Below are 26,945 nucleotides of genomic sequence, written 5' to 3'. Positions count from 1 at the left end.
CTGCGAACTACCCGTCACTCACGGGGGCGTCCGGCATCGTCTCGTGGCCGGGGGTCGCCTGCCCTGCGCACCGGGGGCGGGCCGGCGAACGGCTGGTGAACGCACGCTTGTCATGTACTCGTACGCGCCGTTTCGGTCGCCGTTGTCCGGATCAGATTGGGTAGGGTGAGCGGTGGCCGGATGTCGGCCCCGGACGAGACGCGCCGTACCCGGTTATGCACGACGACGCACCGCGCCGCCCTCGTGGCGTTGGACAGACCCGCTCCGTGGTGGATCGGGTCGGCGTCTCGTGAAAGGAAGACCGACGTGACCGTTGAGCTGACCAGGACCTTGTACACCGCCACCGCGAAGGCCCTCGGGGGCCGCAGCGGCACCGTCGTCACCGATGACGGGCGGCTGACCGCACGCTTGGCGCCGCCCCGCAAGAGGGTTCCGGAGGCCACCAACCCGGAGCAGCTGTTCGCCGCCGGATTCGCGGCGTGTTTCGGGTCCGCGCTGGCCGAGGTGGCCGGGGACAGCAGTTTGGACGCCACCACCGCGCGGGTCACCTGCCAGGTGGAGCTGGGCACGACTGCCACGTCTGCCGGTTACGGCCTGGCGGTGACGCTCTCGGTGGCCGTTCCTGGTTGGAAGCCCGCCGACCTGCTGCCGTTTTTGCACAAGGCCGACGCCACCTGCCCGTACTCCCAGGCGGTACGGGGCAACATTCCGCTGTCGCTCGTGGCGCTCGACGCGGACGAGGTCGGAGACGAGGGCTGATGACGCGGCTGCCCTCCGGAACGGACGGCTCCCCTGCCGCAGTGGTGGTGGGTCCCTCCGCGCGCGGCGCCTGGCGGCGGCTCGGGATCAGCCGCAACGGCGGTCAGCTGCTGGAGGAAGCCGAGGCCGTCTGGCTGCAGGTCGGAAACGTGTACGCGGACAGTCGCGGCTTCGCGGGGACCACATCCTTCGACGGGTCTCAGGTCCGGTTCCACCACGAGGTGGGTGAACCGGGCGACGACGTGGGCAGCCTGTGCTGGGACGGGGAGAACCTGGTCGAGACCGGATCGAACCTTGACGGAAGCACCTTCCTTGAGATCTGGACGCCGCTGCCCGGCAGCGAGGGCGAGACCGGCTCCTGGCGCGCCGAAGGCTGTCAGGTGGTGCGGGTGGGGCGGCATGTCGTCCATGTCGACGGCAGGAGCGGAACCTACCTGTTGACCACGGCTCCCGGGTCCGATCCTGAAACCCGGGACCCCGATGTCGTCCGGGATCAGATCGGGCCACCGCCTTGACGGCCACCGCTTCGAAGGCGGCCCCTTCGAAGCGGTCGCGGCCGCGGGCCGAACGACCCGCGGTGTCGGCGGCAGAGCTGGACTGATCCACCTCCTTGTCCGTTTCTGACCATCATCTTTCCGGTTGCGATCTTGTGCCTTCGCGGCGGGCACCGACGATGGAGAGAGCAAGCGGACGCTCGTCCGCCGCGTCATCGCACAGCGGGAGATGTCATGGACAACAAGGACCTGGTCCTCCAGGCTGCCGGGGCCCTCTTCGGAGAGAAGGACCCCTCGGCCGTGGACCTCTGGGTCGCCGCCGACTACGTCCAGCACAGTTCGCTGGCCGCCGACGGCCCCGAGGCGCTGCGCGCCCTGGTCTCCTCGCTTCCGGACGGGTTCCGCTACGAGGGTGCCCGGGTCATCGCCGACGGCGACCTGGTGGCCCTGCACGGCACGTACCACGGCTTCGGCCCGGCCCCGCTGGTCGGCTTCGACCTGTTCCGGGTCGCCGACGGCAAGCTGGCCGAGCACTGGGACGCGCTGACGCCGCTGGTCGAGGAGACCGTCAGCGGACGCACCCAGACCGACGGCCCGGCCCTGGCCACCGCACCTGAAAAGACCGAAGCCAACCGGGCCCTGGTCACCGAGTTCGCCCAGAAGGTCCTGGTCGGCGCCGATTACTCCGTGCTCACCGACTTCATCTCCACCAAGTCCTACCACCAGCACAACCCGGAGGCCGGCGACGGCCTGGACGGGTTCGGTGCCGCCGCCGCGCGCTGGGCCGAGCAGGACAAGAACCTCGTGTACAAGACCATCCACCGGGTGATCGCCGAGGGAGACTTCGTGCTGGTGCAGTCCGAGGGCGAGTTCGGCACCCCGGTCGCCTATTGGGACCTGTTCCGGGTCGCCGACGGCAAGATCGTCGAGCACTGGGACGTCATCGCCCCGATCCCCGCCGAACTGCCGCACGGCAACGGTCTGTTCTGACAGGCGAACAACCGCACCCCACGCGCCGCCGTGCCGTCCGCACCGACCGACGGCACGGCGCGCGTCGTTCCCCTCTTCCGGGCACGCCCGGCCGCCCGGCAGGAACCCGCACGATCAGGAGTACTACCCCGTGGACACCCGCGCGCTGCCGCTTGCGGCCTACCGCAGCGCCGTCTCTCTGGACGAGCCGTACCGACCCGCCGCCGCCCCCGCCGCGGCCGGTGAGCCGTCCGATCTCGCCCGCCGCGCGCTGCGCCTGCTCGCCCAGGATCCGGCCGTCGCGCGAGCCGGCCTGCGCCCGGAAGACGCGGACGAGCGCGGCACCGCGCGAGCCCTCCCGCTCCTGCGCGCCGTCCTCACGATCCGGGAACCGGGTCCGCTGCCCGCGCAGACCGTCGAGATCCTCGACGCGCTGCTGACCGGTGAGCGGCAGCACCGACAGATCACCAAAGCCGTCAAACTGCCCTCCATCGCCGCGCAGTTCCCCGAAACGCCCTACCGGGCCGCCGGGCAGACCGCGCTGTGGCGGGGGGACATCACGGGGCTCGCCGCCGACGCCGTCGTCAACGCCGCCAACCGGGCGCTGCTCGGCTGCTTCGTCCCCGAACACCCGTGCATCGACAACGCCCTCCACAGCGCCGCCGGCCCCGCGCTGCGGGAGGACTGCCACACCATCATGGCTCTGCAAGGCCATGACGAGCCGACCGGCACCGCGAAGATCACCCGCGGTTACCACCTGCCCGCGGCCTATGTCCTGCACACAGTCGGACCCATCGTCAACGGCCTTCCCGGGCCCGACCACGAAGTACAACTCTCCGCCTGCTACCGGGCCTGCCTGGAGCTGGCCGCGGAGATCGACACCATCCGCACCGTGGCCTTCTGCGCCATCAGCACCGGCATGTTCGGGTATCCCAAGCCCGCCGCCGCGCGCCTGGCCCTGCAGACAGTCGCGGACTGGCTGGAGACACATCCCGGCCGTCTCGACCGTGTCGTGTTCAACGTGTACGGCGACGACGACCACGCCGCCTACGTCCGCGCCCTGAGCGAAGGAGACCCAGCCCCGTGAGCCGCCCCGTTGCCACCCCCTCCCCGACCGACCCGGAGCACATCGCCGAGACGGTCCGCACCTGGCTCCACGAGGCCGACCGTGTGCTGATCACCTCAGGAGCCGGGCTGAGCGCCGCCGCCGGCTACGACTACGACGACAGCGCGCGCTTCAAGGAACTCTTCCCCGCCCTGCACCGGCTCGGTCTGCGCTCGCGTTACCTCGTGGGCATGCCGCTGCCGCCCGCGCTGCTGTGGGGCTACTGGGCCGTCCACATCGACGACATCCGCTTCAGCGCCCACCCCAATCCGCTCTACCAGCAGCTGCACAGCCTTGTCGGGAAGACAGACCACTGGGTGATGACCTCCAACGTCGATGCGCTGTTCGCCCGCAACGGCTTCGATCCGGATCGGGTCTTCACGCCGCAGGGCGACTACGGCCGCTTCCAGTGCTCCATCCCCTGCACCCGCACCACCTGGGACAGCAAGCCCCTGGTGGACGCCCTCCTCGCGTCCTACGACCCGGCGACCGGCACCATCACCGACCCCGACGCCCTCCCACGCTGTCCCCACTGCGGCGCAGACGTGCAGATCAACGTCCGGATCGGCCCGGAGTTCGTCGACGACTCCTATCTCCCGGCCCTTCGCGGCCTGCAGGACTGGTTGCGCACCACGCCCACGGACGCCCGGCTGCTCGTCCTCGAGTTCGGCGCGGGCTTCAGCACCCCCGGCGTGATCCGCTATCCCGGCGAGGGCATTGCCCGCCGCTTCCCGAAGGCCCGATTCGTCCGGGTGAACCCCGACCACCCCGAAGTCCCGGCCGACCTCGGGGCGCGCGCCCTTCCGGTTCACAGCAGCGCCGCGCAAATGATCGACATGGTCCGCCGCGCCACGCCCGACCCCTGTCCCACGTCGAGCCCTCAGTACTGAACCGCTCGACACCGTCATAGGATGCCCCTGAACCGGGCTCCACGTCTGGAAGGCCTTCACCGATGAGGTTGTTCGTGACCGGCGCCTCGGGATTCCTGGGTCGCCGCTTGGTCGATTCGCTGACATCCGCGGGACACGACGTCTCCGTGCTGGTGCGCAGCGTGGACCAGGCGCCGCCCGGCACCCGGCCGGTGGCTGGCCGGCTGGAGGACATCTCCTCGTGGGAGTCCCGGCTCGAGGGGATCGACGCCGTGGTCCACCTCGCAAGCATCATCGACCGCTGGGGACCGTGGCAAAGGTTCGAGACGATCATCGTCGAGGGGACCCGGCTCCTGCTCGATGCCGCCGACCGGCACGGAGTGCGCCGCTTCGTGCACATCAGCAGTGAGTCGGTCATGCAGCATGGCCAGCCCCTGATCGACGTCGACGAGACCTACCCTCTCCCCGCAACCGCCAGCTCCTTCTACGGCCAGGCCAAGCTGCTGGCCGAGAAGGCAGTCCTGGGCCACCGGGGCGACATCGAGACGATCATCCTGCGCCCCACGTACATCTGGGGACCGGATTCGCCTCCCCTTCACGAGCTGGCCGACCGCGCCAGGGCCGGCACGATGCCTCTCATCGACCATGGACGCCACGTCATCGAGCACATCCATGTCGACAACGCGGTGGCCGCCACCACACTGGCCCTGACCCATGGGAAACCGCGGGGCGTGTACCTGATCACCAACGGTGAGCCCATGTCCGCGCGCGACTTCCTCTCCGGGGTCCTCGGTGCGCTCGGGGCCCCATTGCCGAGCCGCTCCCTCCCGTCGGCTCTGGCCTTCCCCGTCGCCCGCGTGGGAGAGGGCGTGTGGCGGGGACTGCACCTGTCGGGCCGTCCCCCAGTGACCCGCTTCGAGGTCGAATTCCTGGCGCTCCCACGCAAGTTCGACATCACTCGCGCACGGAGCGAACTTGACTACCAGCCGAGGACGACGTTCCAGGACGGACTGGCGGGCCTGGCCCGGCACAGCTGATCCGCGCCTGGCGCCGCGTCCCGGCTGTTGACTGCCTCCCCGCCCTAGTGACTCCTCCCTCGCGTAAACGCCGGGGCTTCTCGTTAAGCCAGTGCGGCTTCGCGACAGGCAAGCCCGGCCCGTAGAACGTTGATTGCTCCCACCGTGTCCGCGCGCGCTGTGGCCGCAGGACTGACAGTGGAACTTCTCCTGGGTGGGCCGGTTCTCCTTGGCGACGTGCCCGCATGCCGGGCAGGTCCGGGAGGCGTTGCGGGGGTCCACGGCGATAACGTCTGGCCATGACCTGCTCGGTCAGCTTGGGCGGACCCATGGGCCCCGGCTTGCCCGGCACCAGCGCGGCTGGCCCGCCCGCGTCCAACACGGCAGCGATCACATAGAAGGTCTGGCCGCAGAACCCGAACGCGGCGGCCGCCCTGGCACCCCGTCCACCCGACCGACGTACCATCTCGTACTTGGCTTCCACCAGGTCCAGCGGATGGCAGAACGCGGTGCAGATGAACACCTCGTCGACCACCGTCTGCGGCCGCGGGTTCAGCGTCCTCGACTCCCGCAGGGCCGCCGTCGCCATTCGAGCGCACCGCAGCCATCACGCCTCCCCGTCCTCCCGATGCCCCGCCGCGAACGTAGCGACGACGAAACGCAGCCGCTACTCTCGCCAGTGCCATGCCAGCCCGGTGTGCGAGCGAGACGCAAGGGCTGGCCAGTGGTCGCGACTGCCCTTATCTGACTTCGTTAACCGGTCGTTGAACTTGGAGGTCCACCATGCACGGCTTTCGCAAGGCTTCCAGCGCGTTCCTTCTGGCAGCGCTGACCACCGGCGGGATCATGCTGACGGCCGCTCCGGCGGCTCACGCCGACGTGATCCCCTCCAGCTGCACGTACAAGTTCGGCGTCGTGAACTACCAGGCCCGCGTTTTCGCCACCTGCGATGCCACCAACTCGAACCCGTGGGACGTGCGCGTCGAATGCGTGAACCCCGCCGGCAGGATCACCTGGATCAACGGGACGGTCTCCTACGGACCCGGGTCCTCGCTCGGCCAGTGCCCGGTCGCCACCGAGATCGACGACGTCTACCCGCAGAACCTCTGAGGGTCTGCACGGCCTGGACAGTCCCAAAGCCTGCGCGCCGCCCGCCGCATCACCATGATGCCGCCGGCGGCAATTTCCCCCTCGGGCTGACTACCTCGCTCTCCTCCTCACCGAGCTCCTCACCAGCTTCAACCCGCCCCGGCGACCACGCTCCAACCGCGAAGCGTCAAACGGATCAGCTGCCGGTAGGCGGGGTCGCCGCTCCTCGCTTGATTTTTATGCTGTCGACGTGATCTTGGCGAGGTGGGCTTCGAGCGTGGGTTCGCGTTTCACGGTCTTCCCGACGTCGTAGCGAAGAGCGGGCCTCCGGTTCGTGTCGGGTGATTGTCCCGCCGGGGTTCCGTGGTCGTGGGGTTTCTTGATGAGCGCAGCCCGCCTCGGCCACCCCCAACCCGAGGGCGCGGGCGGCTGTCGTGGTCCTGGCCGAGTACTCGTGGCTGCCACCGGCTGCTGATCCAGGAAACGGTTTTGTGTACGCACAGGCGTCTGTTCGGGCAAGAGACGCTGCCTCCGGGCCGGCAGCATGAGCAAACAGGCCTGCGGGGGGCGGTTTGCTCTGGAGGGCTCCATGAACGATTCCGCCTCATCTTCCGGTGCCCCGTCCGGCCCTGACGCAGCGGCAGGCTCTGGTCGGCGCATCAGACCCCCGACGCCCAATCCGGCGCCGCGGACCTCGCCGCCGCTGGCGAGGCCCCGGGATCAGGCTCCGGAGAGAAGGGGCTGAAGGGCAACGCGCTCGGCCTCTTCTCCTCCGTCGCCATCGGTCTCGCCTCCACCGCGCCCGCCTACAGCCTGGCGGCGACACTCGGCCTGATCGTCGTGGGAGTGGGCCTCCAGGCGCCGATCATCACCATTCTGGCGTTCATCCCGATGCTGTTGATCGCCTACGCCTACAAGGAGATGAACGCGGTCGACCCCGACTGCGGCACCACCTTCACCTGGGCGGCCCGCGCTTTCGGCCCGCGCACCGGGTGGATGGGCGGCTGGGGCATCATCATCGCCGACATCATCGTGATGGCGAACCTGGCCCAGATCGCCGGCTCCTACGGTTTCCAGCTCATCGGTCATCCCGGGCTGGCGGCCAGCACGCTGTGGACGACCGTCGCCGGCGTCGTGTGGATCGCGGTGATGACGTTCATCTGCTACATCGGCATCGAGATCTCCGCGGCGCTGCAGCGCGTGCTGCTCTGCCTGGAGGTCGCGATGCTGGCGGTCTTCTCGATCACCGCACTGGTCAAGGCCTACGGCAGCAACGCGCCCGCGACGGCGATCCACGTCCAGCTCGCCTGGTTCAACCCGTTCCACGTGGCCTCCGCGAGCGCGCTGACGGCCGGCATCCTCTCGGCCGTCTTCATCTACTGGGGCTGGGACACCGCCGTCTCCGTCAACGAGGAGACCGCCGACAAGACCAGAACCCCGGGCCGCGCGGCGGTGATCTCCACCGTCCTGCTGCTGCTGATCTACGCCCTGGTCTCCACCTCGGCGCAGAGCTTCGCAGGCGTCGGCGAGAAGGGCATCGGGCTGGCCAACCCCGACAACTCCGGCGACGTGCTCTCCGGCCTCGGCAACGCGGTCTTCGGAAGCACCGGCTTCGGGTGGTTCCTCTCCAAGCTGCTGATTTTCATGGTGCTGACCTCGGCGGCGGCTTCCACCCAGACCACGATCCTGCCGACCGCACGCACCAGCTTCTCGATGGCCCTGCACAAGGCCATCCCCTCGCACTTCGGCCGGGTGCACCCGCGCTTCCAGACGCCGACCTGGTCCACGGTGGCGATGGGCGGCATCTCGATCGCCTTCTACGTGCTGCTGACCCGGATCAGCACCAACGTGCTCACCGACTCGGTCTCATCGGTCGGCCTGGGCATCGCCTTCTACTACGGGCTCACCGGCTTCGCCTGCTTCTGGTACTTCAGGAAAGTGCTCACCCGCAGCGTCAAGGACTTCGTGTTCAAGGGCCTCCTGCCGCTGCTCGGCGGCCTGATGCTGCTCTACTTCTTCTGCTACGCCGCCTTCGACGTCTACGCCGACCCGAGCTACGGCAACACCACCGTCAACCTGCCGTTCTTCGGCGAGACCGGCGGCGTGACCGTGATCGGCGTCGGCGCGATCGCGCTGGGCCTGGTGCTGATGCTCATCCAGTGGGCGGTCCAGGGCTCCTGGTTCCGCCACCCCGACGTCCCGGTCGGCGCGGCCACGCGGGACGAGGAAGCGCAGCCGTCAGGTCGGGCGGGGAGCGTGGCACGCCGGTGACCGATCCAGTCGGCCTGCGATCCCGCGCGGGCGTGCGCAGCCCGCACGTTCGGTAGCTCTGCGGGACGGCCGGAAGTGGGGCCGGTCCGCTCACTGTGCGGGTGAGCGGACCGGCGAGGGCTGCACGTGTCCGGGTAGCGCGCAGCCCATGTCCCGGGGGCTGGTCAGGCGACGGCGGTGAGGGTGTAGCTGCCCGGCGGAAGGTAGTAGGTGCCGGAACTCGCTGGAACGGCCTGGGCCGGGGCGTTGACCGAACCCGGCTGGGAGGTCGGCACGATCACGGTCGCGGTCACGTTGACGGGGACGGTGACCTGCAGTGTCAGCTGGCCGCCGGCGACGGACCAGCTGCTTGTGGCCGTGCCGTACGGGGTCTGGTAGGTGCCGGTGGCCGAGGTCAGTCCGCCGCCGGTTTGCGGGGCGATGAGCAGGGTCTGGTAGCCGGGTGCGGAAGGTCCGATTCCGGCGACGTGCCGGTAGAGGAAGTCGCCGACCGATCCGAGGCCGTAGTGGTTGAAAGAATTCATGCCCGGGTCCTGGAAGGAGCCGTCGGTACGGATGCCGTCCCACCGCTCCCACATGGTGGTGGCACCGCGGCTGATCATGTAGCCCCAGCCCGGGTAGTCGGTCTGCAGCAGGATCTGGTAGGCGACGTCCGCGTGTCCGTTGCCGGCCAGGACCGGCAGGAGGTTCTCCACGCCGAGGAATCCCACCGTCAGGTGCCCGTTGGTGGCGGCGACCTTGGCGGCGAGCTTGTCGGCGGCGCGTTGGACCAGGGCCGTGGGGACCAGCCCGAAGGCGAGGGCGAGCACGTAGCCGGTCTGGGTGTTGTTGCCGACGGAGCCGTCCGATCCGATGTACCTGCCGGCGAAGGCGGCCGCCACCTGATCGGCCAGTTGGCCGTAGGAGGCGGCCTGCGCCGTGCGGCCGGTGGCTGCGGCCATCCGTGACACCAGGCGTGCGGCCCAACCGAAGTAGGCGGTGCAGATGAGGTCGTGGGGCGTGTCGTCGCTGACGTTGAGCCAGTCGCCGTACGTGGTCTGGTTGCGGATGAGGTTGCTGCCCGCGGTGTTGTGCAGGTAGTCGACCCAGGCGGACATGGCCGGGAAGTGCTGGTCGATGATGCGCACGTCGCCGAAGCGCTGCCAGAGGTTGTGGGGGATGATGACGCCCGCGTCGCCCCAGCCGGCGGTGCCGGAGCCGCTGAGCACGGCGGGTGCCACGTCGGTGAAGGCGCCGTTCGACTGCTGGTCGTCGACGAGGTCGTCGACGAACTTCGCCAGGACGCGGTGGGAGTCGAGGTTGAAGGTGGAGGTGGCGCTGAACGCGGCGATGTCCCCCGTCCACCCCAGGCGCTCGTCGCGCTGGGGACAGTCGGTGGGGATGGAGAGCATGTTGCTGCGCTGTCCCCACGTGATGTTGTGCTGGATCTGGTTGACCAGTGTGTTCGAGGTGGTGAACGTGCCCAGTTGGGCGGCGCTGGTCCAGGTGGCCCGGCCGATGAGGGTGCTGGTGGTGGGGGTGAATCCAGTTGGCAGTCCGGTAAGTTCGACGTAGCGGTAGCCGTGGATGGTGAACCGCGGCTCGTAGGTCTCGGCGGAGCCGGTGCCTGCGAGGACGAATCGGTCGGTTGCCTGGGCGGCTCGCAGGTTCGTGGTGTAGAGCGTGCCGTCGGGGTTGAGGACTTCGCCGTGCCGCATGGTGACCGTGGTGCCGGCCGGGCCGGTCACGGTGAGCTGGTTCCGCCCGGCGAAGTTCTGGCCGAGGTCCAGGATCCACACGCCCGGTTGTGGCTGTGTGATGGCCGTGGGGGTGAACTGCTGCTGGACGGTGACGCCGCCGTCCACTTGCGAGACCAGTTTCGGCAAGGAGACCGGGGCGACGTTGACGGCAGCCCAGGCGCTGTCGTCGAACCCGGCACTGTCCCAGCCGTGGATGTCCAGGCGCGCGTCGTAGGTCTCGCCGTTGTAAAGGTCGTCGGCCCTGATCGCTCCGGTCGCGGTCTTCCAGCTGCTGTCGGTGGCTATGGTCTGGGTCGAGCCGTCGGTGAAGGTGAGCTGCAACTGTGCCGAGTACCACGGTTGCGTACCGTACTTCTGGCTGCCCGCGATGCCGACGCTGCCGCTGTACCAGCCGTTTCCGAGCCAGGCCGCGAGCGCGTTGGCGCCCTGCTGGATCTGGGCGGTGACGTCGAAGACCTTGTACTGCAGGCGCTTGTTGTAGTCCGTCCAGCCGGGCGCCAGGACGTCAGAGCCGACCTTGGCGCCGTTGAGATGGGTCTCGTGCAGCCCCAGGGCGGTGGTCAGCAGCCGTGCGGCTGCCACGGGCTTGGAGACGGTGAAGTTCTTGCGCAGCAAAGGGGCCGGGGTGACCACGTGCACCTGGACGCCCCAGGGGCCGGACCCGGCGGTGGCGACGTTCATGGCGGCGGGCCAGCCGCTGTCGTCGAAGCCCGGGTTGTTCCAGCCTGCCGGCCCGGACTGCGAGGCCTTCCAGGAGGTGTCGCTGTTGAGCACCTGGCCGCCTGGCAGCAGGAGCTTGGCGAGCAGGCCTGCCGGGGACACGCTGGTGTTGGTGCAGGCCACTGCGATGGTGTTGGCGCCGGCGGTCAGGTGGGCGGCGAGGTCGACCAGGGCGGCGGCTTGCCAGGAGTTGGCGACCCGGGGTGAGGAGCTGACCAGGGCGCCGTTGACCCAGACGTCGACAGTGTCATCAGCGGTGATGGCCAGCACCGCGCTCGCGGGGGCCGTGGCGAGGGTGAGGGTGCGACGGAAGTAGCGGGTGGCGGCCGGCGCGGACGAGGCGGGGTTTCCCTCCGGGTACCAGATCCAGCTGGCTCCGGCGAAGTTCGGGGGTGCGGCCTGGCCGATGAAGGCTCCGTGCCATTCGCCGGCCGGGTTGAGCAGCCCGGTCTCGAACCACTGCGGGTCGCTCCAGGCGCCGGCCAGGCCGTGCGTGTCCCAGACGCGAACCCGCCAGTAGTAGCGCACGAGGCTGGCCAGTGCGGGGCCGCCGTAGGCGATGTCGATCTGCTGCGCGGAGGAGACCTGGCCGCTATCCCAGACGTCACCCGCGCCTGCGCTGGTCGAGGAGACCTGGATCTGGTACACCGCCTGGTGCTGCTGTGGCGCTGAGGAGCCCAGCACCCAGCCGAAGCGCGGCTGCGCCGCGTCGATGCCGAGCGGGGTGGTCTGGTGCTCGACGGTCAGCGCGGTGACGGTGAGCGGCGAGGTGGCCGTGAGGTCCGGGGCGGCGACATTGGAGTACCAGGGGGCGACTCCGTAGGCGCCGAGGTCCATGGCGGCCGACCAGCCGGAGTCGTCGAAGGCGGGTTGTTCCCATCCCGTGGGAGCGGTCTGCGCGGAACGCCAGTTGCCGTCGGTGGTCAGGTCGGTCGTGCCTCCGCCTGCCGTGATGTGCGCGTGTCCCAGCAGTCCGGCTGGGCCGCCCGAATTCTTGGCCGCGATTGCAACCGTGTTGTTCCCGGCGAGGATCGCGGGGCGCAGGTCGACGTAAAGAGAGTTCCTCCACGAGTCCGCGACACGTGCGGACGCGGCCAGGTGGCGGCCGTTCAACCAGACATCAACGGTGTCGTCACCGGTGACGACCAGTTGAGCGTCACTCAGGCTGCCTGCGGGGACGTTGAACGTCCTGCGGAAGTACCGGTAGGCGGCAGGTGCGCTGACGCTGGGGTTGCCTTCGGGGTACCAGATCCAGTGGGCGTTCGACAGGTCGACAGGAGTCGCGGCCGCGGCGCGGGCGGCTGCCGCGGCGGTGAGCGGGCTGGACAGCACCCCGGCGGCGACGAGGCCGGCGGCAACGCCGGAGCTGGTGCTCAGGAAGCGCCGCCTGCTGAGCCGGGGGTGCTCCGCAGCGGGCTCAGCGGGGTCTGCGGGGTGTGTCGATTCCCTACTCAACGCCGTACTCCTTGTCTCGGACTGCTTGGGCGCGGGGCCACGGGTGGGGTGAGCCGGGTGTGGTGAGCGCGTGACTGAATGCCGAGTCGCCCACCCGTTCGTAGATTGAAACGATTCATATCAGAGGTTGCGAAGGCAATTTAAGGGCGCGTCTGGGCCCCGTCAATCAGCAGGGCACAGGCAATCTCAGCCGCCCCCACCAGACTCGTCCGGACCAGGCACAGCCGGTGGGTGAACAGCGGATGACCACGTCAACCACGGCGTGCAGGAGACCGATTGGACAGAACGTGGTCTTGACGCCACGTTTCCCAACGGCATCATGTCCATCCGGACCACCGACGTCTGGCATCAGCCCGTTTCACGGTGAACCAATCCATCTCTTTCCGCCGTCCAGCACGACGCACGTCGACCGACCGCCCTACAGGACCACCGCAAGGGAAGGGATCCCGTGCACGAGAAATCATCGTCAAGCGGGTCAGCACCGAGAAGGCGCGGACCCGCTGCCGCCACGGCCCACGTAGTCCTGCGGGCGCTCCTGACCGTTCTCCTTGCCGCAGGTTTCATGATCAGTCCCGCGCACCGGTCCGCAGCCGCCGGCACCTCCACCACGTGGGTCAACCTCGACCCCGCAGGGCACGCCGTGACGCGATACGACACGGCGGGAAACGCCGTCGACGCGCACGACGGCACGACAGCCCTGTTCAACGGCACGTACTACCTCTACGGAACCAGCTACGACTGCGGCTACCAGCTCAACACGAAGTTCTGCGGCTTCAAGGTCTACTCGTCCCCCGACCTGGCGCACTGGACCGACCGCGGCTACGCCGTGTCCGGCTCGGCCTGCACTGTCTGCTTCCGCCCGCACGTCATCTACAACATCAGCACGGCGAAGTACGTCATGTGGGCCAACGTCGGTTCAGGTTACCGGGTGTATCTCAGTTCGACGCCGACCGGACCCTTCGTCGCCGCCGGTGACACCACCTTGACCATGACGACCGGTCAGAGCGGAGGAGACGAAGGACTCTTCGTGGACTCCGACCGGACCGCCTATCTCGCCTACACGGTCATCACCCAGTCGACGAACAGCCACGAACAACGGATCGAGAAACTGAACAGCCAGTACACCGGCGGAACCGGGCAGTATGCCGACATACCGAGGACCGACGCGGCGTCCTACCCGCCCTACGGCACCGAGGCGCCATCCCTGTTCCTGCGCGGCGCCACCTACTACTCCGTCATGGGCCCGACCTGCCCCTACTGCGCGGGAACACCCACCCTTTATGCGACGGCGCCCAGCCCACTCGGCCCCTGGTCCACCTACACAGCGATCAACGCCGACTCCTGCGGCGGCCAGCCGTCCTTCGTCTTCCCACTCACCGAGGGAACCACTGCCGCCACGTATGCGCCCAGTACCACCTACCTCTTCGGCAGCGACCTGTGGCACGCGAGCGCCACGGGCGCCCTGGAACCGAACCAGGCATTGGCGAACTACTACTGGGCCCCACTGCAGTTCGACGACACCACCGACCCACCCGCCATCAAGCCGTTCACCTGTGCGGCGGAGGCGACCGTCGCTCTGCCGTCCGGCTCCCCCGGCAACCAGTCAGCAACACCGGGAGGCGTCGACCAGACCAGCAGCGACGCAGGCTTCCACACCTGGTGCGACATCCGCCAAGGCACCGCACAACGCGAGCAGACCTTCGTCGCCGGCCGATCCGGGATCCTGGACCGGCTCAGCCTGACCGTGTTCCAGCGCAATCAACGCAGCGCCACCGGCGGCACGCTGCCCATGACCGGCCCTCCCAACGCACCCCTGGTACTGGATCTGCTGGACGTGGGCGCGAACCGGACACTTGCCTCCATGTGGGCCGCCGACGCCGGCACCCTGGGCTGGTCGCCCCGCGCAATCACGGTCCAGCCCAATGCGGCCGTCAGCCAGGGCCACTCGTACGCCGTCGTACTCCGCTCGGCGACGACCACCGGATGCTACGGCTTCGCCTACTCCGACGCCGCACCGTATGCCGGAGGCGGCGAGGCCTACAGCACCAACGGTGGGACCACGTACACCACGGAGAGCAACCGAAGCCTCAAGTTCTGGACAGCCGTGGGCCCGGCAGGTGCAACGTTCTGCGGTTCGGAGGGCGGCTACTGCAACTTCTCCGGCACGCAGCAGGTCTCCTTCGGCGCAGGCGGCAGCTACGTCTCCACGACCGTGGCCGGGCCGGTGGCCTGCAACCCCACGACGTTCGGCAGCGACCCCTCCCCCGGCGTGATCAAGGCCTGCTACGTCCATGCGCTCGGACCGGCGGGAGATGTGATGTGTGCCGTGGAACAGGGCCCCGGCTCCCCCAACGGCGCGGGCTGCAACTTCAACGGTACGCAGCAGGTCTCCTTCGGCGCAGGCGGAAATTTCCTCTCCAAGACCCTTTCCGGGCCGGTGACGTGCAGTTCGAGCACGTTCGGTGGCGATCCCGCCGTCGGTACCGTCAAAGCCTGCTTCGTACAGCCTCTCGTGGCAGGCGCGCCGCCCGGGTACACGCTGTGCGCGCCCGCTGAGAGCGGAGTCTGCACCTTCACCGGCGTCCAGAGCCTCGCATACGGCGCCGACGGCGACTACACGTTCACGACCCGCTCGGGACCAGTGGCCTGCGATCTCGCGAGCTTCGACGACATCGACCCCGCCTACGGAACCGTCAAGGCCTGCTACATCGGACCGCCACGGTTGGGTTAGCCTGCGCGTTTCATCTGGGGTCGCGTCCGGATCATGATCGGAAAAGCGAAAGTGCCTTCTGAGCTGCAACGATGAGGCTTGTCTAAGGTCCCAGTCGTTCCAGCGGGAAGGCACTTTCTGCGTGCACACTACCCGGTCTCGCCCCAAGCTCGTCGTCAGCGCCGACGGGAACGGGGTGGTCAGCCACGCCGGCTCGCGTCTGCTCGCGGATCTTGCCGACGCCACCACGCTGACCAGCGCCTTCAGCGAGGCCCTGCACCGGCTGCGACCGCGCGGGACCGGACACGACCCCGGCCGCGTCGCGGTGGACCTCGCGGTCATGCTCGCCGACGGCGGCGAAGCGATCGCCGACCTGGCCGTGCTGCGCGACCAGGCCGACGTGTTCGGCACCGTCGCGTCCACCCCGACCGCCTGGCGCGTGCTGGCCGGCATCGACGAAACAGCCCTGAACACGCTGCGGGCAGCCAGGGCCACCGCCCGCGAGGTCGCCTGGCTGCAAGTCGACGAGACCGGACACCCCATACCCGGCTCACAAGCGGGAGGGCGTGAACTGCCGGGTCTGGTCCTGGACATCGACGCGACCCGGGTCACCTGCCACTCCGAGAAGGAACAGGCCGCCGCGACCTACAAACGCGGCTTCGGCTACCACCCGCTGCTGTGCTTCCTCGACAACACCGGCGAGGCCCTCGCCGGCATCCTGCGGCCGGGCAACGCCGGAGCGAACACCGCGGTGATGCGGCCGGGGGCTGCAGCGGAGCTTGGCGCAGGAGCCGCCAGCCCTTGAGTGTGGCCATGGCCTGCTCGCCTACCGCGCGGATCTTCGCGTGGGAGAGGTTGACGGCCTTCTGACCGGCGGAGAGCTTGGCCCAGCGGCCTCGGTAGGGGACGCGGACCGTGCCGCGGGCGCCCTGGTAGCCCTTGTCGGCCCAGCAGCGGACGCCGGCGGCGGTGAGGGCGTCGATGATGCCGTGGGTGCGGGCGGCCTTGATGTCGTGAACCGCGCCGGGCAGGGCGGGAGAGGCCCACAGCAGGCGTCCGAACGGATCGGTGAGTACCTGCACGTTCATGCCGTGCTTCTTGTGCTTGCCCGAGTAGTAGAGGCGGTCGGCGGCGACGCGGTCGATGGGCAGCAAGGTGCCGTCCAGGATGACGAACGCCTTGCTGGTGGCCGCCTGAACGGCCTGCTGGAGGACCGGCGGGGTCTACATCAACGACACCAACGAGCGTTCGGGGTGGACGGCGCTTGTGCCCGGCGCCGAGCCGACGATCTCCGTTTACGGGAGTGACGTCGTGTTCGTCCGCCTAAGGGCTGTCCCGCAATGATCAAGGAGTCCGTCGATCTGCCCGGCTGCAGGTTGGCACGGGGGCCCCTGGGGACGGTTGAATGCCCTGGTGATGGACTGGGCGCAGGCGGTCGATGCCCACGGGGCGACTGAGCGAGTCCCCGCGCTCCTGGATCAGGTGGCGCGCGAGGAAACGTCGGAGGCCTGGGAAGAGCTTTGGGACCGTCTCTGCCTGCACGGTGAGACGGTCTCCCCGGCGAGCTTCACCGCTCTTCCCACGCTGGCAAGCCTGGCTCCCGCAAGTGCCCCGGCGCTTGAACTGGCCGGCGCCATCGTGCGGGGCACCATGCAACATCGGGACGGCGAGGCTCTGCTTGCGGGTTGCCCGGATGCGATCGCCCAGCTGCGGGAACTCGTGGACAGGCAGCTTCAAACCAGCCCTGCCGACTACAACCGGATCTTCGGCGATCTGCTCGCCCTCGAAGGGCAGTACCACTGGAGCGCCGCCCTGGGGGACTTCACCGACGACTTCTACACCGTGTCCTGCCCGCACTGCGGAGCGGAGGTGACCATCGCCATCGGGGACTACGGCAACTACTCGGCCATCCGCGACTGGGATCTGGGCGACATCGCACACCTGCGGGGAGCTGACGACACGACGCGACGGGGCCACCGGCCCTGGGTGGGCCCCGCAGGCCGCGGGTCCGATCGCGCTCCCACGTGTCCCTGGTCCGCGTCGGCGCACGCTTCGAGAACGGCGTCCTGGTCGAGCGGTCCGAGGTGGCAGCATGAGCGACATGATCACGGCGCTTGAAGCGCTGACCGACCGCGATCCGAACCGTCGGGATGCCGCAGCCGACACCCTCGGGGACCTCCTGCGCGACACCGCGCTCGACACGGACACCGCCCACCTGGTCGTCGGACGCCTGATCAGCCTGGCCTTCAACGAACCGGAGACCAAGGTCCGCGAGTCCGCCCTGAACTCCATCAGCGAGGCCTTCAACCACCACCGCCTGCCCCTGGACCTCGTCGAACCGCTGGCGACCGCCATGCCGACAATGGAGCCCGCGCTCCTCGAACACGCCCTCTACATCCTCGGCGCCACCCACGACCCGCGGGCCCGGTCGCTGATCGAGCCGTTCCTCCACCACCCCAACCCACAGGTGCGCGAAGATGCGCGGCTCGCAGCAGCCGAGATCACCGCGTCGGAAGGCCCCACCCACAAGTCTTGACTATTTCTCAGTCCCCAGGGCGGCGCTCCAGTGGTACTGCCCTTCGAGGGCGAGCAGATCGCCGAAGATCCGGTGGTAGTCGGCAGGGCTGGTCCGAATCTGCCTGTCCACGAGTTCCCGCAGCTGGACGATCGCATCCGGGCAACCCGCAAGCAGAGCCTCGCCGTCCCGATGCTGCATGGTGCCCCGCACGATGGCGCCGGCCAGTTCAAGCGCCTGGGCACTTGCGGGAGCCAGGCTTCTGAACTTGATTGGGTGATGTCGGTGCCGTTCACCTGACAGCTGCAGACCGGCACCGGTAGCCCTGGGGTGTGAGGTACGCGCAGGGCGGCGGGCTGACCGACGCCGAGAGAACTACGCGGGAGCGGTTACGGCTCCAGGCCGTGGAGCGTTTCGAGGCTGGGCAGAAGAACGCGGAGGTTGCCGCTGCCCTGCGGATCAGCGTGCGGTCGGTCGAGCGGTGGCGCCGGGCCTGGCGTGAGGGCGGCGAAGCCGGGGTCCTGTCGAAGGGGTCACGGGGAAGGCCTCGACTCAGCGAAGCCCAGATAGCCAGGCTAGAGCGTGAGTTGGAGCGTGGTCCACTGGCCCACGGATGGGCGGACCAGCGGTGGACGCTCGCACGGATCAAGACGCTGATCGGCCGGCTCTTCCATGTCTCCTATACGGTCGAGGGCACCTGGCGGCTGCTGAAGCGGCACGGCTGGAGTTGGCAGCAGCCCACCAGGCGCGCGATCGAACGCGATGACGATGCGGTCGAGGTGTGGAAGAAGGAGACCTGGCCGCGGGTAAGAGCACCGCGGCGGAGCGCGGGGCCTGGATCGTCTTTGAGGACGAGGCCGGGCAGTCGATGACTCCGCCGCGCGCCAGGACCTGGGGCCGGATCGGCCAGACCCCGGTCGTGAGGGTGAGAGGCCGTGGCTCCGGGCGCGTCTCGATGGCGGGCATGACCTGTTACAAGCCGGGCGAGCGGTCCCGGCTGATCTACGCGATCCGCGAGTACCGCGGCCGCAAGGACACGCCGAAAGGCTTCGGCTGGCGCGACTTCCGCGACCTGATCGTCCGAGCCCGCATCCAGCTCGGCGGCCCGATCGTGCTGGTCTGGGACAACGTGCGTCTGCACCTGACAGCTGGCATGCGGGAGTTCATCGCCGCGAACGCCGAGTGGCTCACGGTGTTCCAGCTGCCCACCTACGCCCCAGACCTCAACCCGCAGGAGGGCGTCTGGTCGCTGGTCAAGCGCGGCATCGGCAACCTCGCCGCGGCCGACCTCAGCCAGATCACCCGAGCCGTGAAGCGCCGCCTCAAGAAGATCCAGTACCGCCCGGACCTCGTTGACGGCTGCCTCACCGGAACCGGACTCACACTCGCCTGACCACCCAAGACGGCCTTCCCATCTTCACGGGCAAACGACAGTCGCGGCTGATTCGGGCGGATACAGGTCAAGCACGATGTCCAGTCCGAGTGCACCGACCTCCGTGAGCAGGCGTGCCGGCAGGACACAGCCTCCTTGACCGTTCTCGCTGCCGAAGCCCAGACACAGCTCCAGGTCGCAGTCGACGGACAGGCTCGCCAACTCCTCGCGACGCCCGTCAACGAGTGCGACCAGCACTCGCACATGGTCCGCGAGGTCGCTGTCATTAGGCAGGCCGCTTCGCCTGATCCAGACGCTGGTCTCCCGTCGAGCACTGGCCGGATTGCGGGGACTCATCAGGCTGTCCCGCTCGAACTGCTGGTCCGCCGTGATCCCCAGGTGACACGAGATCTCGCCAGCAGTGACCGTGCGGCTCGTGATCCGGATCGCCCCGGCCGACCACTTCGTGACCGGCGCGGCCAGCTGCTTCCTCAGGTCCTCTGGCACGTCATCACGATCGCAGGACAGCCGACGGGACGCGAACCCATTTCCGCAGGTCTCAGGCGCGGGGCGGCGACCGACGCAGCCGACATCACGAGTTCAAGTTCAGTTGCCAAGCGTGGAAGAGCGGTGAAGCTCGCCGGGGAGACCGTCTCACCGTGCAGGCAGAGACGGTCCCAAAGCTCTTCCCAGGCCTCCGACGTTTCCTCGCGCGCCACCTGATCCAGGAGCGCGGGGACTCGCTCAGTCGCCCCGTGGGCATCGACCGCCTGCGCCCAGTCCATCACCAGGGCATTCAACCGTCCCCAGGGGCCCCCGTGCCAACCTGCAGCCGGGCAGATCGACGGACTCCTTGATCATTGCGGGACAGCCCTTAGGCGAACGAACACGACCACATCTTCGAGCAGCGCCGGCACAGCAATGCCCCGGCCAGCGGCCTCCTGGTCCGGGGTGTGCCGATTGCGGCACACGGGCCGTCCGTCGGCGTCTTCGGCCTGTTCCTGGCGCCCAGCACCTCGGCGACGAGATCTGGCTGCGGGCAGTAAGCATTTTCAGAGTAGGCGCCGGTCGGGTCAGAGAACCAGCCCCTAAGGGTAGTCCAGGAGGTCATTTCATCCCGGAGGGTCGGGACGATCATGGATGGGTCTGACAGAGGACCAGTTTGTGGTTCAGCAGAGAATGACCGGATAAGGCGGCGATGATGGAGTCCTCAGAGATACGAGATGAGTGCGAAATGCTCTTCTTTCAGTGGGATTGTCTCTTGGTCCTCAGGAATGCCATGAAGGGACTTGAGACCACTGCGGATGGCGTGTCCGAGACGGAGAACACACCTGTCGCCAGAGCCATAGCAGGAAATGTCACTGCCTTCAGTAAATCACAACTGTTTAAATGGCGGGTCAGTTTTACTGGAAGTGGACTGGAAGGAAATGACCAGGAAAGCATAGAATGGAGCTTGCTGAAATTCCTCTATGAGCTGCAGGACTACGCCACGAATGCGGACCAGCTGGAGTGGGCTTTGACGACCCTTGGTAGGTACCTGTACGATGTGCAGGAATCCTGGGGCTCATTTTCTAAATCCTGCATTTCTCTGGTCGACAATCTCAAGAAATATCCAGAATTTATTGCCATGGGCCAGCCGGGTGAAGGAAGGGAGCACCCGGCTGCTGCTGAGATCCGTGAAATAGTTGAATCGGCGTGCGAGTACGTGCCAGCACTCATTGATACCGTGCAGTCATTGCAAAATTCGGTAGGCCGTATGCTGGCCGTACAGAATGATCCTCCCACAAGTCACCCATATCTGGAGTTTCAGAATTCAGGCAGCGAATTGTTGAGACTTGCAGAGTTGAAGTTTGGGAGCGCCAATCTACTGATTGGCGTGGAACAGGACCCGGTCAGCGGCATGTGGAAGTATTCCTACGACGCCGAAATTATTTCGGAGCAGGTTGAATGGGCCGTTAGTCAGAATCTTTTGATTCAGCCTTACTACCATGGGACCAGGCCAGACTCCGCTGAAGCTATTATGGCCGATGGTATCAGGCCATCGAGCTGGGGGGCGGACGGTCGCGGAGTCTACTTGGCAGACGATATTGCAACGACGGAGGCGTACGCAAGTCGAATCGAGGGATCCGGACATGGCTCCGGGGGAAACGCCGACGGACTGGGGCCAATCGTGCTTGCGAAGTACGACGATACAAAACCGATTCTCGTCATCCAAGCCGTAGCAGCCGGCGAGAACAAGTTCCGAGCAGTTTACCCAAAAAATGGAGAATTTCCCACAGGGGCGAATTCTTCGGAATGGTGGAATGGCTGGGCGAGGGATCATGGGTTTGGAGCCCTCTATGTAGCTCATGTTTCAATGACCACTAAGGAAATTTACGGGCACTTTGTCGCTTTCGATCCAAAATCTCTAAAACTTGCTGCCAAAATTCCTGGGGCGGAGCATCCTGCCCACCCGAAGAGCTCGAAATTCAGTGCCGAGCGCAAAGAGAAGGCTCGGATGGCCCATGAAACGGCGGCCTCCATCAACGAAGTCAGCCATAAGCGGGGTCGCAAGGCAAAGAACCTTCTCCAGCAGACGCCGGACCCGAAAACCGCATCCGAGCAGGGAAGCTTCGGTTCCGGCGTCCCGATGGGCAAACAATTCCGGGGTGAATACAAAGTCCCCGGAACCGACAGGGGAAAAGGATATTGGAAAGATGCGGCAATTACAGGAAGATTTGCCCACCTATATTTGGACGAAAGTAACTATCAGCTGATGATGGTCGAGCCGTCGGCGAACGGTGCGGTCGAGCAGACTGTCTTCAAGGATATGCAGGCGGCGGGAAGAAGGCCCTATCCGAAAGGCAAATACGGATGGGTTGTTTCTAATTCTGCCCCGGAGACATTCTTTTTGTTCAATGAGCAAGTTGCGGAAATAACGATAGTGAAAGGCGATGTTGTTACCGTTGAGTCTGAATTTGTAGCATTTGATGACCAGTGGCAGAAGATGCAATCCTTGAAGGAGGCGATGGAGCGGGGCGAGATAGACGACTGGTACATCAAGGTGGCACACCACAGCACGCCGGTGGCGGGACGAAATGTTACAGGTGCTGGAGAGATCACGATCGGTGAGCGGGGTGCCATTATGGAGTTGAATAACAAAAGCGGCCATTACAAACCCGACGAAAAGTCCATGAAGAACTCCGTGAAAGCGCTTCAAGAGCTCGGATACGACATGACCGGGGAAAAGTCTGGCAAGTCTCCACTTATTACATTGCAGGGCGCATTCGACCTCCAGGGGAATGCGACTCAAAAGGTAACCCTGACAGGCGCACAGTATCTATCGGTTCCGAGTGAAGCCAGCATTGCAGATATGCGGCGGAAGAATAGCTTGACTGCCGCGGTAAAAAGTGAAGGCGCGGAGGGGATCCGAGATGCGGGCCAGGATGAACAGCATTTCTATACCTTCCGTATTGAGTTCACGAAGTATAGAGAGAGCCTTGAGGCGCGGCTCGCGCGCATACGTCGAGTGCGCGGCTGGAGCGATATGAAGGTGCAGAGGATCCGTGAGCAAAAATGGCGTTCGTTCCTTGATGGCCATCCGCATAATGAGAGCTGGATCGATTGGCCTGACGGCGGAGCCGAGCCGCTTCTTGTGGGTAGGACAATCTCGAGCCCATGGCATGTGAATGCGAGCAGTGGACCACTCAATGCACCTCGACTCGTTGCACTCAAGGCGGATGGGATTGTCGACCAAAGTCAACTGGACGAAGCGCCCAGTAATGATCCAAGCGCGCTACTTGAGACGGACGAAGAAGATGCACCGTATGTATCTTACGACACTAGGATGAGGCCGAGGCTACGGGATGAGAATGGGGAGGAAACAGAATACAGCGACGATGAATAGTCGGAGTTTGTTGCAACTGTCGCTGCGTGGAGCCGGGGCTGATTCAAAGTCCTGGTGATCTTGCGTCTGGGCTGGTCACGGGATGTTGAGGAGGTCGAGCGGGCGGGTGAAGGGCTCGTGGGAGATGTGGTGGAGGCCGGCGGCGATGCCGGCGTGGCCGTGGTCTCGGAGGGTGTGGATCGCGAGGTTGCGCAGGGTGGCCATGTTCTCGGGGCCGTGGCCGGTGCGGATCTTGGAGGCGTCCTCGCCGAAGGCGGTGTCGCGGACGACGTGGAGCCGGTTCTCGGTGGTCCGTTGCGAACGGGCCAGCTCTCCGATCCGCTGCGGTGAGGCCTGCTGGTGGGGCAGGTCGGTGAGCGCGTAGAGGGTCTGCCGGGTTCGCTTCCCGGTCTTGAGGTCGGCGCGGTGGCGGGTGATCTTCGCGGCCTGGACGGCGCGGGGGAGGTCCGGGCCGAGGTCGGTGACGGTGAGCATGCGGGTCACCCGGGTCTCGCGGCGACCATGCCCGGTGCCGCGCCGGTGGTGCCGGGCGGCGACCTCCCTCCAGGGCGGTTGCCGCAGCGTGCGGTGCACAGCGGGCAGGTTGGCCTTGACCACGAGCACGTGATGGGCCTTCTTCTCCTGGCAGATCGAGCACGACTACCGCGAGATGAAACAGGCCCTGGGCCTGGCCCACTTCCAGGGCCGCACATTCAACGGCTGGCACCACCACGTCACCCTGGTCTCCCTCGCCCACGCCTTCTGCACCCTGCGCAGACTGAGCCTTTTCAGAGTGGGCACCGATCGGGTGATGTCTCCCGGCACCGCTGACCGCAGGAGAACGCCCGAGGTCCTCGGGGTGTTGAGAGAGGTGCTTGAAGTCTCAACTCATCACCCAGAGGGCCTCGTCGGTCACATATCCTGCCGCACTCGACCTGCCCCATGCGATCGTCGAGTGGGTCACCCATGCTGATTGTCACCCGTGAGGGTCACCGCCGGTGCAAGCTCCGCCCGTCCCAGCGAGCCCTGATCGCGCTGGTGTACCTGCGCAAACACGACACCCTGGCCCAGCTCGCGGCCGGCTTCGGGATCAGCGTCGGCACCGCCCACGCCTACGTGCATCAGGTCACCGACCTCCTCGCCCACCGGGCGCCGGGTCTGACCCGGGCACTACGCGAGGCCAATGAGGAGTACGTGCTGGTCGACGGCACCCTCGCACCGCGCGACCGGGTCGGCGACGGCCGCGCCGACTACAGCGGAAAACACCGCCGCCACGGCGTGAACCTGCAGGTCATCACCGGTCCCGGCGGCAACCTGCTCTGGGTCTCCCGCCCGCTGCCGGGCCGCACCCACGACCTCACCGCCGCCAGGCGTCACCGCGTCATCGCCACCTGCGCACGGCTGCGGATCCCTGCCCTCGCCGACCTGGCCTACACCGGAGCGGGCCCGGGTGTCGCCGTCCCGGTCCGCCGCCGACCCAAGCAGGAGCTCACCGCGAAGCAGAAGTCGCTGAACAAGGGCCACGCCCGGCTCCGCTGCCCGGTCGAACGAGGCGTCGCGACCCTCAAGCGCTGGCGAATCTTCCGCCATGCCCGCTGCAGCCCCAGCCGACTCGCGTCAGCAGCCAAGGCGGTGCTCACCCTGGAGAGGCAACGCTGAAAACGCTCTGACCACCGCCCCAAAAGACGCGGCGCCGGCCTGAGCCTCTACCAAGTCGCCCGCGAGCTGCAGTTACTCCTCGCCACCTGGGCCGGCGCCTGCCCCACCTGCCACCGCGACATCCCCACACCCATACAAACCTGAGCCTTTTCAGCGTTGCCTCTCGAGAGTGAGGACGGCCTTGGCCGCTGACTGGAGCCAGCCTGGGCTGCAGCGTGCATGGCGGAAGATTCGCCGGCGTTTGACGGTGCCGACGCCGCGTTCGACCGGGCAGCGCAGCCGGGCGTGGGCCTTGTTCAGCGACTTCTGCTTCGCGGTGAGCTCCTGCTTGGGTCGGCGGCGGACCACCGGGACGGCGACACCCGGGCCCGCTCCGGTGTAGGCCAGGTCGGCGAGGGCAGGGATCCGCAGCCGTGCGCAGGTGGCGATGACGCGGTGACGCCTGGCGGCGGTGAGGTCGTGGGTGCGGCCCGGCAGCGGGCGGGAGACCCAGAGCAGGTTGCCGCCGGGACCGGTGATGACCTGCAGGTTCACGCCGTGGCGGCGATGTTTGCCGCTGTAGTCGGCGCGGCCGTCGCCGACCCGGTCGCACGGCGCGAGGGTGCCGTCGACGAGCACGTACTCGCTGCTCTCCTCGCGCAGGGCTTGGGTCAGGCCGGGCGCTCTGCGGGCAAGGAGGTCGGTGACCGCATGCACGTAGGCGTGGGCGGTGCCGACGCTGATCCCGAAGCCGGCCGCGAGCTGGGCCAGGGTGTCGTGTTTGCGCAGGTACACCAGCGCGATCAGGGCGCGCTGGGACGGGCGGAGCTTGCACCGGCGGTCACCCTCACGGGTGACAATCAGCATGGTGACCCACTCGACCAGCGCATGGGGCAGGTCGAGTGCGGCAGGATATCTGACCACCGAGGCCTTCTGGGTGATGAGTTGAGACTTCAAGCACCTCTCTCAACACCCCGAGGGCCCCGGGCGTTCTCTGATGGTCAGCGGCCACGTGGGACATCACCCGATCGGTGCCCACTCTGAAAAGGCTCCCTGACCAAGCCCTACTAGAGCCTCGACCGGCGCCTGTACCTGCCCGAGTCGTCGGCGTTCGACGCCGAGCGCCGGGCCGAGGCCAGGATTCCGCCCTCTGTCACCTTCGCCGCCAAGCCCGCCCTGGCAGGGACGATGCTCGCCGACGCCCTCGCCACGCAGGTGCCCTTCTCCTTCGTGGCAGCGGACTCCGGCTACGGGCGCGACCCACACCTGCGTGCCTTCCTCCACGAGCAAGCGGGTGCGCTACGTACTGGGTGTGCCCGTCGACCTGCCGGTCACTGGGGTCGCAGGCAAGCTGCGGCTGGGCGCTCCGAGGGCACGCGGGCCGGAGACCTGCTGCACTACGCCGTCAGCCGCGACCAGCGGGAGGTCAGTTCGCCGTGTGCGGTCCGGCATGACGCCGTGGCCCGGGGCCCCCGCCGCGCAGCGCCTGGGCGGGCCCGGCTCGTCGAGTACGGTCGCGGTCCGTCCCCCACCACCGGACGGGCGCCGACACGACGCTCAGTAACCCTGCTTGCCGTAGGCGATCACGGTGAAAGAGCCGTAGCGGCTGTTGGCATAGCGGACGGAGGCGATGATCGAGTCGACGGGGTTCAAGATGTTCTTGTGGCCGGGCAGGCACCACTCGGCGAAAGTAGGGGGAATGAGCTGCATCAACCCATAAGTGCCGCCGTAGAGGGCTTGGTTCGCATCCCAGTGGTTCTCCGCCAGCGGATTGCCCGAGGACTCCGTCATCGCGCGGGCTTCGACCGCCGCGGCCGGGGGAACGGAGTCGCCGTGACGGGCCAGGATCGCGCTGGCGTGGGCGATCCAGCCGTGCAGGTCGTCGGGATAGGCGACGACGGCATGGGCGGCGGGCGACCGCGTGTGCGTGGCCTTCCGGGTCGGTTGTTTGATGGAAGGGCGGCTTGTCGGCGGGTGCTTCACGCCGGCATGCGACAGTTCGACTGAGACCGTCCTGGGCACCGCGGGGGACGGAATGATGGTGGCAGCGAAGGCTTGTGCGGCCGTCGAAATCGGCACGGCGAAGAAGAGGTAGAAAGCCGCGACAGCGCAGCGGCGCTCCAGTCGGCGCCGACGCCGCCGCGAAAAGTCACGTGCTGTCGTGACGGCGGTCGTCTTTTCCTTCGTTCGTCCGCTCCCCAGGGGCATACGGTTCCTCCGCTGCTGCGCGTCTCCGACCCGAGAAGCACCGCTCTTTCCCTCCGCGCTCGTGCGCGCAGTCAACGCGCGGTTGCTCCGCACCCGGGTCATCGGCCTGTTCGCCCGGACGGTACGCAGATGTGTCCGGCGACCTCAAACA

General features: G+C 67.3%; 19 protein-coding genes, 6 pseudogenes and 1 riboswitch. Of the genes and pseudogenes, 18 read left to right on the top strand and 7 right to left on the bottom strand.

Going from position 1 to position 26,945, the window contains the following annotated elements; genetic code table 11:
* Positions 1 to 169: 169 nt before the first annotated feature.
* A riboswitch (guanidine-III (ykkC-III) riboswitch) is annotated at positions 170 to 232 on the top strand.
* A 74-nt stretch (positions 233 to 306) separates the two neighbouring features.
* The 6 genes from BS83_RS01800 to BS83_RS01775 all read left to right on the top strand — a co-directional run bounded on the left by BS83_RS01800 (position 307) and on the right by BS83_RS01775 (position 5,233).
* Complete coding sequence (locus BS83_RS01800; protein ID WP_063774067.1) at positions 307 to 759, top strand: Ohr family peroxiredoxin; 453 nt, start codon at positions 307 to 309, stop codon at positions 757 to 759.
* Positions 759 to 1,274, top strand: coding sequence for a hypothetical protein (locus BS83_RS41215; RefSeq protein WP_051942404.1), 516 nt, complete (start codon positions 759 to 761; stop codon positions 1,272 to 1,274). The genes BS83_RS01800 and BS83_RS41215 overlap by 1 nt, the downstream gene beginning before the upstream one ends.
* A 213-nt stretch (positions 1,275 to 1,487) precedes the next feature.
* Complete coding sequence (locus BS83_RS01790; protein ID WP_037599881.1) at positions 1,488 to 2,243, top strand: nuclear transport factor 2 family protein; 756 nt, start codon at positions 1,488 to 1,490, stop codon at positions 2,241 to 2,243.
* Between the two features lie 130 nt (positions 2,244 to 2,373).
* Complete coding sequence (locus BS83_RS01785) at positions 2,374 to 3,309, top strand: protein-ADP-ribose hydrolase (protein ID WP_037599879.1); 936 nt, start codon at positions 2,374 to 2,376, stop codon at positions 3,307 to 3,309.
* Positions 3,306 to 4,217: an SIR2 family NAD-dependent protein deacylase gene (locus BS83_RS01780; RefSeq protein WP_232247988.1), complete on the top strand. Its 912-nt coding sequence runs from the start codon at positions 3,306 to 3,308 to the stop codon at positions 4,215 to 4,217. Before BS83_RS01785 ends, BS83_RS01780 begins: the two co-directional genes overlap by 4 nt.
* 74 nt (positions 4,218 to 4,291) lie before the next feature.
* Positions 4,292 to 5,233 carry an NAD-dependent epimerase/dehydratase family protein gene (locus BS83_RS01775; RefSeq protein ID WP_198035094.1) on the top strand — a complete coding sequence of 314 codons (942 nt, stop codon included), beginning with the start codon at positions 4,292 to 4,294 and terminating at the stop codon, positions 5,231 to 5,233.
* An 83-nt stretch (positions 5,234 to 5,316) separates the two neighbouring features.
* On the opposite strand, the pseudogene BS83_RS48710 reads toward BS83_RS01775, so the two are convergent.
* Positions 5,317 to 5,503 (bottom strand): annotated as a pseudogene (locus tag BS83_RS48710) (zinc ribbon domain-containing protein); the annotation flags it as partial.
* 492 nt (positions 5,504 to 5,995) lie between these two features.
* On the opposite strand from BS83_RS48710, the gene BS83_RS01770 reads away from it, so the two are divergent.
* Together BS83_RS01770 and BS83_RS01765 are read left to right on the top strand one after the other, a co-directional pair.
* Complete coding sequence (locus BS83_RS01770) at positions 5,996 to 6,322, top strand: hypothetical protein (RefSeq protein WP_037599874.1); 327 nt, start codon at positions 5,996 to 5,998, stop codon at positions 6,320 to 6,322.
* Positions 6,323 to 7,042: 720 nt separating this feature from the next.
* Entirely contained in the window at positions 7,043 to 8,572 is a 1,530-nt protein-coding gene (locus BS83_RS01765) for an APC family permease (RefSeq protein ID WP_051942403.1), read from the top strand.
* Positions 8,573 to 8,736: 164 nt separating this feature from the next.
* Here the strand turns inward: BS83_RS01765 and BS83_RS01760 are convergent, their stop codons facing one another.
* A complete protein-coding gene (locus BS83_RS01760; RefSeq protein ID WP_198035093.1) occupies positions 8,737 to 12,486 on the bottom strand; it encodes a family 78 glycoside hydrolase catalytic domain in 3,750 nt (1,249 codons plus the stop codon).
* Between the two features lie 562 nt (positions 12,487 to 13,048).
* Between BS83_RS01760 and BS83_RS01755 the strand changes: the two genes are divergently transcribed.
* On the top strand, positions 13,049 to 15,217 hold the full coding sequence (locus tag BS83_RS01755) for a family 43 glycosylhydrolase (RefSeq protein WP_051942401.1): 2,169 nt from the start codon (positions 13,049 to 13,051) through the stop codon (positions 15,215 to 15,217).
* A 121-nt stretch (positions 15,218 to 15,338) separates the two neighbouring features.
* Positions 15,339 to 15,890, top strand: a pseudogene (locus BS83_RS01745) (transposase); the annotation flags it as partial.
* Between the two features lie 72 nt (positions 15,891 to 15,962).
* On the opposite strand, the pseudogene BS83_RS43255 reads toward BS83_RS01745, so the two are convergent.
* Positions 15,963 to 16,398: pseudogene (locus tag BS83_RS43255) on the bottom strand (transposase family protein); the annotation flags it as partial.
* Between the two features lie 211 nt (positions 16,399 to 16,609).
* Here BS83_RS43255 and BS83_RS01740 point away from each other — a divergent pair.
* The 4 genes from BS83_RS01740 to BS83_RS49075 all read left to right on the top strand — a co-directional run bounded on the left by BS83_RS01740 (position 16,610) and on the right by BS83_RS49075 (position 19,104).
* Positions 16,610 to 17,314, top strand: coding sequence for a hypothetical protein (locus BS83_RS01740; protein WP_037599873.1), 705 nt, complete (start codon positions 16,610 to 16,612; stop codon positions 17,312 to 17,314).
* A complete protein-coding gene (locus BS83_RS01735; RefSeq protein ID WP_037599871.1) occupies positions 17,289 to 17,732 on the top strand; it encodes a HEAT repeat domain-containing protein in 444 nt (147 codons plus the stop codon). The genes BS83_RS01740 and BS83_RS01735 overlap by 26 nt, the downstream gene beginning before the upstream one ends.
* Positions 17,733 to 17,762: 30 nt before the next feature.
* Positions 17,763 to 18,011 (top strand): hypothetical protein, encoded by a 249-nt coding sequence (locus BS83_RS44895; protein ID WP_157596743.1) that lies wholly within the window; start codon positions 17,763 to 17,765, stop codon positions 18,009 to 18,011.
* Positions 18,012 to 18,043: 32 nt separating this feature from the next.
* Positions 18,044 to 19,104, top strand: a protein-coding gene (locus BS83_RS49075; RefSeq protein ID WP_456300472.1) for an IS630 family transposase whose coding sequence is annotated in 2 segments (ribosomal slippage) — positions 18,044 to 18,500 and positions 18,500 to 19,104 — 1,062 coding nt in all. Because the reading frame shifts where the segments join, the coding sequence is not laid out codon by codon here.
* A gap of 24 nt (positions 19,105 to 19,128) precedes the next feature.
* On the opposite strand, the gene BS83_RS01720 is transcribed toward BS83_RS49075, so the two are convergent.
* Positions 19,129 to 19,590 (bottom strand): DUF4279 domain-containing protein, encoded by a 462-nt coding sequence (locus BS83_RS01720; protein WP_037599865.1) that lies wholly within the window; start codon positions 19,588 to 19,590, stop codon positions 19,129 to 19,131.
* 772 nt (positions 19,591 to 20,362) lie between these two features.
* Here BS83_RS01720 and BS83_RS44890 point away from each other — a divergent pair.
* Complete coding sequence (locus BS83_RS44890) at positions 20,363 to 22,969, top strand: PARP domain-containing protein (protein ID WP_157596741.1); 2,607 nt, start codon at positions 20,363 to 20,365, stop codon at positions 22,967 to 22,969.
* 75 nt (positions 22,970 to 23,044) lie between these two features.
* Here the strand turns inward: BS83_RS44890 and BS83_RS01710 are convergent, their stop codons facing one another.
* Positions 23,045 to 23,572 carry a DDE transposase family protein gene (locus BS83_RS01710; RefSeq protein ID WP_051942396.1) on the bottom strand — a complete coding sequence of 176 codons (528 nt, stop codon included), beginning with the start codon at positions 23,570 to 23,572 and terminating at the stop codon, positions 23,045 to 23,047.
* A 19-nt stretch (positions 23,573 to 23,591) separates the two neighbouring features.
* On the opposite strand from BS83_RS01710, the pseudogene BS83_RS48705 reads away from it, so the two are divergent.
* Positions 23,592 to 23,732, top strand: a pseudogene (locus tag BS83_RS48705) (IS701 family transposase); the annotation flags it as partial.
* Between the two features lie 106 nt (positions 23,733 to 23,838).
* Positions 23,839 to 24,607: pseudogene (locus BS83_RS01705) on the top strand (transposase family protein).
* A 150-nt stretch (positions 24,608 to 24,757) separates the two neighbouring features.
* Here BS83_RS01705 and BS83_RS01700 read toward each other — a convergent pair.
* Positions 24,758 to 25,510 (bottom strand): IS5/IS1182 family transposase, encoded by a 753-nt coding sequence (locus tag BS83_RS01700; RefSeq protein WP_037600414.1) that lies wholly within the window; start codon positions 25,508 to 25,510, stop codon positions 24,758 to 24,760.
* 162 nt (positions 25,511 to 25,672) lie between these two features.
* On the opposite strand from BS83_RS01700, the pseudogene BS83_RS48700 reads away from it, so the two are divergent.
* Positions 25,673 to 26,014 (top strand): annotated as a pseudogene (locus BS83_RS48700) (transposase); the annotation flags it as partial.
* A gap of 129 nt (positions 26,015 to 26,143) precedes the next feature.
* Here BS83_RS48700 and BS83_RS43235 read toward each other — a convergent pair.
* Complete coding sequence (locus BS83_RS43235) at positions 26,144 to 26,794, bottom strand: transglycosylase SLT domain-containing protein (RefSeq protein ID WP_198035092.1); 651 nt, start codon at positions 26,792 to 26,794, stop codon at positions 26,144 to 26,146.
* Positions 26,795 to 26,945 lie beyond the last annotated feature (151 nt).

Source organism: Streptacidiphilus rugosus AM-16, from assembly GCF_000744655.1.
GTDB classification, from domain to species: domain Bacteria; phylum Actinomycetota; class Actinomycetes; order Streptomycetales; family Streptomycetaceae; genus Streptacidiphilus; species Streptacidiphilus rugosus.
Note: the sequence above shows the minus strand (reverse complement) of the source record. Positions and strands in the feature narration are given on the sequence as shown.